Origin of the sequence: Melioribacter sulfuriphilus, from assembly GCF_051488685.1 — a bacterium.
Taxonomy (GTDB): Bacteria; Bacteroidota; Ignavibacteria; order Ignavibacteriales; family Melioribacteraceae; genus Melioribacter.
This window is the reverse complement of the sequence record NZ_JBPSEH010000005.1, coordinates 67,071-79,188: the sequence shown is the minus strand read 5'-3', so window position 1 is coordinate 79,188 and position 12,118 is coordinate 67,071. Positions and strand designations below refer to the sequence as shown.

Sequence of the window (12,118 nt, the reverse complement as noted above, 5' to 3'; positions counted from 1 at the left end):
TGATTGAAAAGTTATTTGCGTAAAATTTTTGGATAATTACCATCGTTCGATAGTCGATAACCGATTTCAAATAGTATTTTAATTTCTTCGATAGCGCCCGAAAGATCCCATTTACTGCTGTATTCGTCGCTAACTTTGTGATAATGTTCTTTGGTCCATTGTCGTGATAGCTCGGGGATGTTGGTTTCTCCATTTTCGGCTATGACGCCCTGCTTCAGATAGAGAGATGGAATTCCCGCTTTAACGAAGTTGTAATGGTCGGAACGATAAAATCCCCCCGTTTCAGGAGTAGGGTCAGGCACGATCGTTTTTCCGAATTCTTTACCAACGCTTTTAATATAACTATCGAGCTCCGAATTACCCAAACCGAGGACTGCAATGTCTTTCGTTTTACCGAAAATATTGCCGCCGTCAAAATTGAATGCGGCAATTGTTTTGCTTAGCGGTATTACTGGATTATTGACATAATATTCGGAACCCAGCAAGCCCTGTTCTTCGCCTGCGAGGGAGAGAAAAGCAATTGAACGTTTATGATTTACTTTTGAAAATGCTTCCGCAATCTCGAGTATTGAAGCCACGCCGAGTGCATTGTCTCTGGCACCGTTATAAATATTATCGCCTTTTAAGTTAGGGTCGTATCCGAGGTGATCCCAGTGAGCCATATAAATTAAATATTCGTCTGCTTTTTCACTGCCAGGCAAGATTCCGATAAGATTTCGAGTTTCTATGCGATTTATCTTATTCTTGATTTTGAGCGATGTTTTTAGTCCTAAACTTCTGGAACGAAATCCCGGTTTTGCCGCATTTTCAATTTCTTTTTGCAAGTCTAAACCTGCTAATTCAAAAATTTCTTTTGCTTTATCAAAAGTGATCCAGCCTTCGAATTTTGACCTCGAAGAATTTTTACTGTCGTCTTCAATAAAAAATTGCGGACCAACTCTGCCGTTTCGTACAACCTCCCACGGATAACTTGCAGCTTCGGTTTCGTGAATGATGAATATTCCTGCCGCTCCCTGCCTTGCGGCTTCTTCGTATTTATAAGTCCACCTACCATAATAAGTCATCGCTTTCCCGGTAAATAAGGATGTGTCTCCAGTTTTAAATCCCGGGTCGTTGACCAGAACGATAATAATTTTATCCTTTACGTCGATACCTTCAAAATCGTTCCAGCCGTACTCGGGCGCATTAATACCATAACCCGCAAAGACAACTTCTGTAAGAGGAATTTCAATACTCTTCTGAATGTGTCGCGTAATGGCTACAAATTCATCGGCGTATTTCAGACTAACTTTTTTGTCGCCTTTTACAAATTCGATCACGGGACTTACTTCAGGAGTAAGTTCGACCAGTTCAAATTTCTGTTCATAATTGTCAGAGGGAGCTTTCAAGCCGAGTTTTTTGTATTCCTTTTTGAGATACTCAATTGTTTTTTCTTCGCCTTCATGACCGGGTGCTCTTCCCAAAAACTTGTCGGAAGAAAGTATTTTAACCCTGTCGATTAATGAAAACTCGTCAATTTGGTTTAATGCTTCGTTGACGGTTTGTGACTTAATTGATATGAAGGTAGCTATGAATAGCGCAGCTGTAATAATTTTTTTCATTGTATTTTTATACTTTGTTTGTAATTCGACACAATATACAATTTGAGTAAGTAGTATTCAACGACTAAATTTTATGACGTATGATTTCGATAATAAAATAAAAAAAGGAATCATGAAATCTTTAGTCTATTTAACGGCGGTTGTGTTAATTATTGGATTAAGTTCATGTGCTACGTTTATTAATTCAACGACACAGGAAATTGAAATCAAAACCACACCTGAGAATGCAAGCATAACCATTGATGGTAAAAAGTTCGGATTAACTCCCCAGATTGTAAATATTGAAAGAGGTAAGAATCACGTTTTGAAAATAGAACTCGACGGATATGATACTTACGAGACACAACTTACCAGGAAAATTTCTTTCTGGTTCTGGGGCAATGTATTGAATGGATTTATTCCTGGCATGACGATCGATATGCTGACTGGCTCGATGTATAAAATTTTTCCAGAAAATATATCGGTAGAATTACAAAAAGCAAAAGAAGACGAAAATGCCAGGAAACGCAGATAACATTTTATCTTTTTAAATGCTCCTCAAGTAAAATTTTTGTTCTCGATTTAAAAATGGTATGATAGATCAAATCGAGGTAAGCATCGATATCCTCATGATCGAGATCGATAGCATATTTCCCGAACCCGTAAAGTTTTTTGACCGTCATTTTTTAATAATCTTATTTTTGTATTTGTCGTAGAGTGTATCTTCGGCAGGAATTGCGCCTTCAATTTCGCAAATATCTGCGGCAAATTCGTTTGCTATTTTGTTGATTTCGCTTGTGTCGATTCCTTGCAAATATCCGAGGCAAAGGATAGCTGAAAAAGCGTCGCCCGCACCGACAGTATCAATTACTTTTCGGGGAGAATTTTTATAGTAATTGAAATCTTTTCCGTCATACAGCAGAGCACCTTCGGCACCTTTTGTAATAGATACCAAATCGATATTGTACTTATGGCTCAAACGTTCGATAACTTCTTTTTCATCTCCTCGATAATCGAACATATTTATTACTTTGAATAATTCCTCTTCGTTTAATTTGATTACATTGCTTACTTTCAAAACTTGCTCGACGAGCGGCTTAGAAAAAAAATCGTGACGCAGATTTAAGTCGCAAAAGAATTTTAAATTGTCAATTTTATATATTTCTTCGAGACTACTGCGTGTAACAGAGCTCCGCTGTGCAAGTGTGCCGAAATACAATAGGTCAGTTTCAGTTTCGAGTAATTTTTTCGATTTCTCGGTAAGCTTAAGGAAATCATAACTGCATTCGGGCGAAATTGTAAATCGAGGAATGCCATGCTCGTCAATTTTGACGTTAACTGTGCCAGTAACATGTTCTTCATCAATATAAATGTATTCCGTGTTAAATCCGATGGAATGAAGAAAACTAATGATTTCCCTGCCGTTATCGTCGTTGCCCACGCTCGAAATTAGATTTCCGTTTCCTGAAAGCTTCCAAACGTGATATATGAAATTAAACGGTGCTCCGCCGAGCCTCTTTTTATCGGGATAAAGATCGTACAATATTTCTCCGAAAGCAGTAATTGCAGGTGTTTTCATAAGGCATTCACTCTCAAAATTTTTATAAAGATAAAAAAATATTTTTTATATACAAATTTAAGAGAGCTTTGTTTGACCATTAATTAGGATATTTTGTAAGTTATCAGTCAAAAAAGGTAATTTATGGGCAAGAAAAAAAAGGGGGCGGAAAACGTTGTACAGGTTTCTAAATACTTTAATCCCTGGCATCATGTTGAATACGGAAATGAAGCCCCGGCTATTGTAAATGCAATTATCGAAATTCCTCAGGGTTCAAAGGCAAAATACGAACTCGATAAAAAAAGCGGACTTTTGAAGCTCGATCGAGTTCTTTTTTCGGCGGTTTACTATCCTGCGAATTATGGATTTTTGCCGCAGACTCTAAGCGACGATGGTGACCCGCTCGATATTTTAGTCCTTTCTTCAATCGACGTCGATCCGATGTGCATAATCGAATCGAAAGTTATCGGCATGATGCGAATGGTAGACGAGGATGAGATTGACGACAAAATTATTGCGGTTGCAAATAATGATATTGCATTCAATCATATTACGGATATGAAACACCTCCCACCTCATACAACAATACAACTGAAGAGATTTTTTGAAGACTACAAAAAATTGGAGCATAAACACGTAGTGGTCGAGAAATTCTACGGGAAGTCGGAAGCTTATAAAATTATCAAGCAGTCGATAAAAAAATATCAAGAAGTGTTCGGGTCATAATCTTCTGTATCTGGAAAAGAAGTAAAAGGGGAGTCCGCTCAGCACGAGAATCAGACCGAGCATAGCATTTTCGGTATCTGAAATTAAAGTTGTAATAAGGTAGTATGATGCAAAGAAGATAAAGATTACAGGTGTATACGGATATCCCCATACTTTATAGGGTCTAACGGCGTCGGGAATTTTTTTCCGCATTACAAATATACCGTAAGCTCCAAGTAGATAAAAAAGCCAGGAGGCAAACATAACGTAATCTGTTATAGTATCAAAAGTGCCCGATAAGACGAGTATGCACGACCAGATTCCTTGTACCACGAGCGATATGTAAGGAGTGCCGAATCGTGGATGAACCTTGCCGAGCGAATCGAAGAACAGTTTTGACTTCGACATGGCAAAAGGAACACGTGCTGTGGCAAGAATACTACCGTTCAACGCCCCGAAAGTTGATATAATAACAATTAATGAAATTAAATTACCGCCAAAATTCCCGAATACTTTTTCGGCGGCAGTAGCAGCAACGAGGGGTGAATTTGCCATCTCCGATACGGGCAAGACGTAGAGGTAAGCTATATTAATGAATACATAGACAGATATCACAATCAACACTCCGAATAACAATCCAAGGGGAACATTCCTGTTAGCGTTTTTTACTTCGCCTGAAACAAATGTAATGTTGTTCCAGGCATCGTAAGCCCAGAAAGCTCCGGCAAACGACAATCCGATCGAATCGAATAAATTTCGTGCATCTGTTTCCGGCAGCCGAAAACCTGTATAAACATTCGACATACTTCCATTCCCAACTAAAATTAAAAGGAGCGAAAAGATTACGATTATTCCGATCTTGATGTATGTTATCACTGTCTGTAATGAACCGCCGGTGATAACTCCGATATAATTAATTGCTGTCAAAAAAATAATAGCAATAATTGCGACAGACTTTGTGCCGAAATCATAAAATGGATAGATTTTTCCTGCCAGCGGTATTGTGAAATTGAACTGCTGCAATGCAAGTGGCAGTTCGAAATAGTGGACAAAATAACCGACGTATTCGGCAAATACATAAGCAATGGCAGCCTGGCTACCGGTTTGAATGACAGAAAGTATTGACCAGCCGTATATGTAAGAAGTAAAGTCGCCGTACATCTTTTTGAAATAGATATACTGGCCTCCCGTCTCGTCGAACATGCCTGCCAGTTCGGCGTTTATATAAGCGCCTATCAGAGTTACTAATCCCGCAGCTATCCAGACCAAGATCAGGAGTTCAGGTGAGCCGAGTTGCTGAGCCATTGTGGAAGGTTTACGGAAAATTCCCGAACCGATCATCGAGCCAGCAACAATCATCACTGCTGCTGTTAAGGAGAGTCCTCGTACCAACTCGGTTCGGGGTTGTTTCATTTTATCCTTTAGCTTCAATTTTGATTACACTAAAAAAAATAAAATAGGAGTTCAAATCCAAAAGGAAAAAATTTTCGATTAATTTATTAGATTTATTCCTGTAATTTTCTAAATCAGACGTTAGACTCGAAATATTTTGTAAAGCAGCTAATATGGAGACATAAAGTGGAAACATATCTGATATTTATAATCATCCTTTTTATAATGGCTATCTCCGATTTGGTTGTTGGTGTAGCAAACGACGCAGTAAACTTTCTTAATTCTGCAATTGGTTCGAAAGTTGCGCCTCGACATATTATTTTAATCGTATCGGCTCTGGGTATTCTCGTCGGCACATTATTTTCAAGCGGTATGATGGAAATAGCACGGAATGCGATCTTCAATCCAGAAATGTTTTACTTCAGGGATGTTATGGCTATCTTCGTCGCAGTTATGTTTACCGACATTCTCTTGCTCGATTTATACAATACTTTCGGAATACCTACTTCAACTACTGTATCTCTTATATCGGGTTTATTGGGCGGGAGCATGGCTGTCGCCAGCATTAAAATTTTGCAAGCCGGACAAAATATAAATGAAATTGGAAAATACATTAATACGGCGCGTGTTTCGGGAATCTTTTCGGCAATTTTTTTGTCGGTGATTATTTCATTTGTTTTCGGATCGTTAATACAATTTATATCGCGTTTAATCTTCACATTTGATTATAAAGAAAGGCTCAAAAAATACGGAGCCATGTGGGGAGCTCTGGCTTTGACAGCAATTACATATTTTATTTTTATTAAAGGAGCCAGAGGTACAGCATTTCTTTCAGAAGAAGATGTCGATTGGATTTTATCCCATACAAAAACAGTATTGCTGGCAAGCGTAATATTCTGGACGGTGATTTTTGAATTCCTGCTGTTGTTTACAAAGATTAATATTCTTAAGCCGATAGTATTAATTGGCACATTCTCGCTGGCATTGGCATTCGCTGCAAACGACCTGGTGAATTTTATTGGCGTTCCACTGGCGGGCTTGAATTCGTATCAAATAGCTTCAATGCACACAAATCCTTTAAACATGACAATGGAAGCTTTGAAAGAGCCAATCAAAGCCAATACAATTATTCTTATCCTGGCGGGTTTTGTAATGATCGGGACCCTCTGGATAAATAAAAAAGCTCGTTCAGTTACGAGAACTGAAATCAATCTCGGCAGACAATTTGAAGGCTACGAAAAATTTGAATCTTCTGCGCTGGCAAGAAACATTGTGCGAGCAGGACTTAATCTTAGTTACGTATTAAAAAGAATCATTCCAAAAAAATATCTCAAAAAACTAAACAAACGATTTGACGTTAACAAAGCAGAGTATATGCAACTTAAAAAGAAAGATCGTCCAGCTTTCGATTACATACGCGCAACTGTAAATATGATGGTTGCCAGCAGTCTCATCTCTATTGCTACTTCGTATAAACTTCCCCTTTCGACCACTTATGTAACATTTATGGTCGCAATGGCTACGTCTTTTGCCGATAAAGCCTGGGGAAGAGATAGCGCAGTTTATCGTGTTAATGGTGTACTAACTGTTATTGCGGGCTGGATATTTACCGCCTTTATAGCCACGATGATAAGTGCAACTTTTGCAACTTTGATTTATTTCGGCGGAGTTGTTGCCCTCCTCATTTTATTTGCATTGGTCGCCTTTTTGATAGTTCGCACAAATCTGCTTCATCGCAATAAAGAAAAGAAAGTTAGTAGAGTTGAAGAATCGTTTCTGGAAGAAGAGAAAGCTTTGTTGTCGAATTCCTTCAAAGAAAGTCTCGATAACTATCTGAAAAATGTTGAAAAGATTTATGACAATATCTATACTGGTCTATCGGCAGAAAAAAGGAAAAAACTCAAAAAATCCCTGAAACTAACGAAAGAACTGGAAGAAGAAAGTGCAGTTTTGATTAATAAACTTTTATACGGTGCACAATTTGTAGATGGTTACGAAGAAAATGTAGAGTTTGGTAAAACCGTGACTGCTATTGGCGACATCGCTCAAAATTTAAGAGATATTGCAAGGGAAGCATTTGAGCATATCGACAATAATCACTCAAGACTAATTAAAGAGCAGATCGACGATTTAAAGGAATTGAAAGATTCTCTGGATTTAGTGGCAAAATCTTTCGAATTGGATAAGAAAAAAAATTTTAATGAAAGATACGAAAAGACGAAAGCTTTAATTTCTGAGCTCGACAAAAATCAAATAAAGTATATCAAGCAGGGAAAATTGAGCGTAAGGACAAATCTTTTGTTCCTTAATATACTTTTTAAGACGGAAGATTTGCTCGACAATTTGAAAACAATCAATGAATTTCTGAAAAACGGCGAGAAAAAATAAATTCGAAATTATTGTTGTAAGAAGAGGATTTAATAACATATAAGACACGACACGGCATCCTCAAATTGCTCGGTCGTAGTCGATAACTTGTTTGAATATTTAGGAAAAATATTGTAATTAGTAATAGCAAATAAAATTGACATCGGGCACATGGAAGAAAATAATCAGAAAGTTAAAAACGTTGCATTTTATTTCTTGATTGGAATACTGACCATCAGTGTAGTCTATATTATCGGGTATTTATTATACGATATATTGTTGGCATAAAATACCTCTTTTTCTGAAGACCGAAAATTAATTTCGATATATAAATAGAGAAAGAGGTGGGTATGAGGAAATCAATCGGATTCGTGTTGATTTTCCTTATTCCGCTGGGGACAAATTTCTATTCTCAGGACCTTTCCCTCTGTCAATTTATAGGGAAGAGCAGCAGCGAAGTGATTAAAAAATTTGGCAAACCAAAATTTCACGACAAAAGCAATCCCGCCATGGAGTGTATTTTCTACCAGGACAATAAAGCTCGCATGGCTTTTATTTCCGATCGAGAGGGAATATTTCAAATACAGGTCGATTTTATGTATAACAACAAATCTCAGGCCGAAAAAGCTCTTGGCGAGTTCCTGAATGAATGTGCTTCAAAAAGTATGGAGATTGATACATTGAGCGCTGTGGACTATAAAATTTTGGGCAAAGGGATACGAATGGAACTCAGTATATTTGACAATACCTATACAAAAAAATACGAAGTTAAATTTAAAGCCGAAAAAACAGCCTGGGATTAAAGAATTATTTTAATACCGGTAGCTTTTTCAATCATATCGCAGCTGACTTCCCAAAATTTTGTTCGTAAACCTTCGTCATGACAGATTGACGAGGGATTTACAGGTCTTTTGTCGATGAAATAAGCGCCCGATATATTAGCGACGTTATCGGAGACTGCGAGATATACCGATGTTTCAGCTCCTTTTTCGAGTGAATCTCCTTTAATGCTAAAACCGGCTCGAAGTAATTTAGTGTCGATTACACCAGGATGTAATGCGTTTACTGTAATTTGTTTGTTCGTTAAACGCCTGTCGAGCTCAATTGTAAAAAGAATATTTGCAAGTTTCGACAGAGCGTATGCGCCATATGGGTCATAATAAATTTCTGCGTTTAGATTACCCCATTGGATCTTTCCGTTTTGATGTGCAATTGAACTGACATTTATAATCCTTCCAGGTTCAACTATGTTGTTCAAAAGCAGGTAAGTCAATAACATGTGCGACAGATGATTAACTGCAAATGTTAGTTCGTAACCGTCCTCGGTCAATATTTTTCGTTGAGAATAGGTGCCCGCATTATTAATAAGAATATCGATGCTTCCAAACTTGCGTTTAACATTTTCGCTTAATTTTACTACCTGCTGAAGAGAAGATAAATCTGCAGTAATGCCCTCGATCTCTATTCCTTTATATCTATTTCTCAATTCGTCTATAGTTCGGTCAATTCGCTCCTGTTTTCGGCCATGAATTATAATGTCAAAACCTCTTTTTGCCAGTTCCACTGCTGTTTGTTTTCCGATTCCATCGGTCGAACCTGTAATTAAAACTGTTTTTTTGCTCATAATCTATCTTACTTATTTGTATAAACAAATATAATAAGTTTTAAGGATAATATATCTTTATAATGATATTAATTTTTTTTAATGCACGTAATTGTTAATTGAGGATAATTTCTTATTTTTAATAAGACAATAATATTCTTTTCTCTATCATAACATGAAAAATATACTTGAAGATTTACAGGTTAAAAAAGATATTGAGTCGATGACGCTGGAATCGCTGAAAAAGGCCAAACAAAAGTTTGTGGAAGTATTTGGCGACACCAGAAATGCATCGGCAATAACCGCTCCAGTTGCATTGATGCTCCTTGGCGACCACACGCATTATAACGACGGCATTTTGTTATCGGTACAGTTAAATGCTTATACTACTGTTATTTTAAGAAAAAGAAAAGACTACGAGATAAAAATTTACAATGCAATTAATGGGACTTTGAGTGAATTTAATTTTTTTGAAATACCCCAGGAAACAGACGTTTACACTAAATACGTTTTGGGTATAACGCGATTGTTGAAAGCCGACAACCTGATTAACAGGGGTTTCGAAGCATTATTTTTTAATGATGCTCCTGATTGCATCGGACTCGGTAAAATTTCTTCAATACAAATTGGATTCCTTTGTGCACTGCGCAAGGCATTTCGCCTTAATTGTGATGGCTTATTGAGTTATGTTCACAAAAACGAACTCGAATTACTGGGCAAAATTTCGAATGTAGCACAACACCTTACGATTCATCACTCGAAAAAAAATAAGTTCTTTTTTGTCGATTTGAGAACTTTGCAGGAAAAACAGTACAACTACAATTCTGAATATGAACTTGTTATACTCGATACAGGGAATAAGATTATCGACTCGTTGTCAATTTGCAACGAAAGAATTGAAGAATGTGAAATTGGGGTAAAAGGATTACGACTCTATATTTGGGGTATAAAAAATTTACGGGACGTCAGTCTTGAATTTTTATTGAGACACATTCACATGCTACCCCGCAGAATATTTAACAGGATTCTCTACAATGTCAAAGAAAGAATAAGAGTAGAAGAAGCAATCGATGCATTGAAAAAGAGAGATTATAGAGCCTTAGGCAATATTATATCGCAGTCTCACTGGAGTTTATCTGAAGACTACGGGCTCAGCGACGAATCGTGTGATTTTATTGTGCGTAATTCCGAAAATATCGATTGTGTTTACGGATCTAAAATGATCAGTTGCTCTCAATACAGAAGCACTTTTCAACTTGTAAGAAAAGAATGCGCTGAAGATTACATCGATCATATAAAAAAATTATATCAAGAAAAATTCAAAAAAGAGTTATATGCATACCGCTTTCAACCTGCCGAAGGCATGAGGGAATATACCTCAAAAGATTTAGATAATATCTGAATGTGATATGCACCAGTAACGAAATTTCAATAACAAATTCAACTTGATTTTAATAAACCTTAGTTATACATTTTCCCGTGAATTTTATGGAGAGTAAATGGATTATAACTTTTTTGAAGGGTTCAACTCCGAGTATAGCGACGAAGAATTGAAGGAAAAGATTGATAGTTGCAAAGACATCATTAAAGAAGGTCGTATCCTTACGAATATCGATTTTATCGAAGATACAATTCAATTGTGCATCGATTACGACCTGGTGGAAGACGGGTTGTATTTAACCGATGCGCTTTTGCAGCTGACGCCTTATAATTATGAAATCTGGCACTTTAAAGGCATTTTTTTGAACAATATGTTCAGATTTGAGGAAGCTTACAAATGCTTTCTCAAAGCGCTTTCACTAAATCCTAATGACGTAGACACGCATATTAATATCGCAATTGCAGAAGATAATCTCGGAATGTTCGAAGAGGCAGTAAGTTCACTGGAAAAAGCTCTTGCCATCGAACCTCATAACGAGGAAATACTCTATAATCTCGGTACAATTTACGAAAAGAAAGAAAAGTATAATGAGGCCATCTTATATTTCAAAATGGCTGTCGAAAAAGCGCCCGACTATCTGGAAGCCTGGTACGAACTTGGTTACTGCTACGAATCGATGGGAGAGCTTAAAGAAGCACTATCAGCATACGAAATCTATCTTAACGGCGACCCAGAAAATTATGCCGGATGGTACAATAAAGGGATTGTTCATCTCCGTCTGGAAGAATTCGAAAAAGCAATAAATGCTTTCGAGCTTTCAATTGCTCTTAAAGATGATTTCTCGAGTTCATGGTTCAATTGTGGCTATGCTTACTATAAAACCGGAAAATATAAGCAAGCTATGACTGCTTACAAAAAAGCTCTAAAAATCGATCCAGACGACGAAACAATTTATTACAACCTCGGGCAAACTTATGAAGAAATGGGGTCTCTAGCCAATGCAATTAAATGTTATACCGAAGCAATCAATCTCGATCCAGATTATTACGAAGCGTATCTTGCTAGAGGAAATTGCTATGATGCTGTGGGTAAGTTTCAACTGGCTTTGAGAGATTTCAATAAAGCAATTACTATTGCCTCCGAGCCTGTAGATGCATGGTACGCAAAAGCAGACCTCGAATATTCACTCGGCAAATTGAATGAATCGATCCAGAGTTACAGAAGTGCCGTCGAAATCGATCCGAATAATTTTAACGGCTGGCTGAAGCTTGCAGAAGCTTATTTTGAAGTTGGCAACTGGCTCGAATCGCTCAAAGCTTATAAAGAATGCATTCGTATTGACTGCAATTATGCACGTGCATATTATTCGATTGCCAAAATAAATTTTCTGCTCAGTCATACGCAGGAAGGGATCGATTATCTCAAAAAAGCATTTGAGCTCGACCCGAATATTAAAACGGAATTTACTAACGATTATCCCGAAATAAAATCTTCCAAGTTGTTCAATAAACTGATAGATGACAACAAATAGT

Annotated in this window: 11 protein-coding genes; 6 read left to right on the top strand and 5 right to left on the bottom strand. The window is 37.2% G+C overall.

Annotation, left to right across the window (positions count from 1 at the left end; translation table 11 throughout):
- Positions 1-11: 11 nt before the first annotated feature.
- On the bottom strand, positions 12-1,601 hold the full coding sequence (locus ACSSV9_RS08130; RefSeq protein WP_437346748.1) for a M28 family metallopeptidase: 1,590 nt from the start codon (positions 1,599-1,601) through the stop codon (positions 12-14).
- Between the two features lie 112 nt (positions 1,602-1,713).
- Between ACSSV9_RS08130 and ACSSV9_RS08125 the strand changes: the two genes are divergently transcribed.
- Entirely contained in the window at positions 1,714-2,115 is a 402-nt protein-coding gene (locus ACSSV9_RS08125) for a PEGA domain-containing protein (protein ID WP_437346747.1), read from the top strand.
- 4 nt (positions 2,116-2,119) lie between these two features.
- On the opposite strand, the gene ACSSV9_RS08120 is transcribed toward ACSSV9_RS08125, so the two are convergent.
- A complete protein-coding gene (locus tag ACSSV9_RS08120) occupies positions 2,120-2,263 on the bottom strand; it encodes a hypothetical protein (protein ID WP_437346746.1) in 144 nt (47 codons plus the stop codon).
- Positions 2,260-3,159 carry a carbohydrate kinase family protein gene (locus ACSSV9_RS08115; protein WP_437346745.1) on the bottom strand — a complete coding sequence of 300 codons (900 nt, stop codon included), beginning with the start codon at positions 3,157-3,159 and terminating at the stop codon, positions 2,260-2,262. Before ACSSV9_RS08115 ends, ACSSV9_RS08120 begins: the two co-directional genes overlap by 4 nt.
- Before the next feature lie 123 nt (positions 3,160-3,282).
- Between ACSSV9_RS08115 and ACSSV9_RS08110 the strand changes: the two genes are divergently transcribed.
- On the top strand, positions 3,283-3,864 hold the full coding sequence (locus ACSSV9_RS08110; RefSeq protein WP_437346744.1) for an inorganic diphosphatase: 582 nt from the start codon (positions 3,283-3,285) through the stop codon (positions 3,862-3,864).
- Here the strand turns inward: ACSSV9_RS08110 and ACSSV9_RS08105 are convergent.
- Complete coding sequence (locus ACSSV9_RS08105; protein ID WP_437346743.1) at positions 3,859-5,256, bottom strand: APC family permease; 1,398 nt, start codon at positions 5,254-5,256, stop codon at positions 3,859-3,861. The two genes, ACSSV9_RS08110 and ACSSV9_RS08105, sit on opposite strands and share 6 nt — an antisense overlap.
- 165 nt (positions 5,257-5,421) lie before the next feature.
- Between ACSSV9_RS08105 and ACSSV9_RS08100 the strand changes: the two genes are divergently transcribed.
- Both ACSSV9_RS08100 and ACSSV9_RS08095 read left to right on the top strand, forming a co-directional pair.
- Positions 5,422-7,623: an inorganic phosphate transporter gene (locus ACSSV9_RS08100; RefSeq protein WP_437346742.1), complete on the top strand. Its 2,202-nt coding sequence runs from the start codon at positions 5,422-5,424 to the stop codon at positions 7,621-7,623.
- Positions 7,624-7,952: 329 nt separating this feature from the next.
- A complete protein-coding gene (locus ACSSV9_RS08095) occupies positions 7,953-8,405 on the top strand; it encodes a hypothetical protein (RefSeq protein WP_437346741.1) in 453 nt (150 codons plus the stop codon).
- Here the strand turns inward: ACSSV9_RS08095 and ACSSV9_RS08090 are convergent.
- The gene (locus tag ACSSV9_RS08090) at positions 8,402-9,226 is read right to left on the bottom strand and encodes an SDR family oxidoreductase (protein ID WP_437346740.1); all 825 of its coding nucleotides are present in this window, start codon (positions 9,224-9,226) and stop codon (positions 8,402-8,404) included. The two genes, ACSSV9_RS08095 and ACSSV9_RS08090, sit on opposite strands and share 4 nt — an antisense overlap.
- 154 nt (positions 9,227-9,380) lie before the next feature.
- On the opposite strand from ACSSV9_RS08090, the gene ACSSV9_RS08085 reads away from it, so the two are divergent.
- Positions 9,381-10,607, top strand: a complete 1,227-nt coding sequence (locus ACSSV9_RS08085) for a galactokinase (RefSeq protein ID WP_437346739.1) — start codon at positions 9,381-9,383, stop codon at positions 10,605-10,607.
- Positions 10,608-10,704: 97 nt separating this feature from the next.
- Positions 10,705-12,117 (top strand): tetratricopeptide repeat protein, encoded by a 1,413-nt coding sequence (locus tag ACSSV9_RS08080; RefSeq protein WP_437346738.1) that lies wholly within the window; start codon positions 10,705-10,707, stop codon positions 12,115-12,117.
- The last annotated feature ends 1 nt before the right edge of the window (position 12,118 follow it).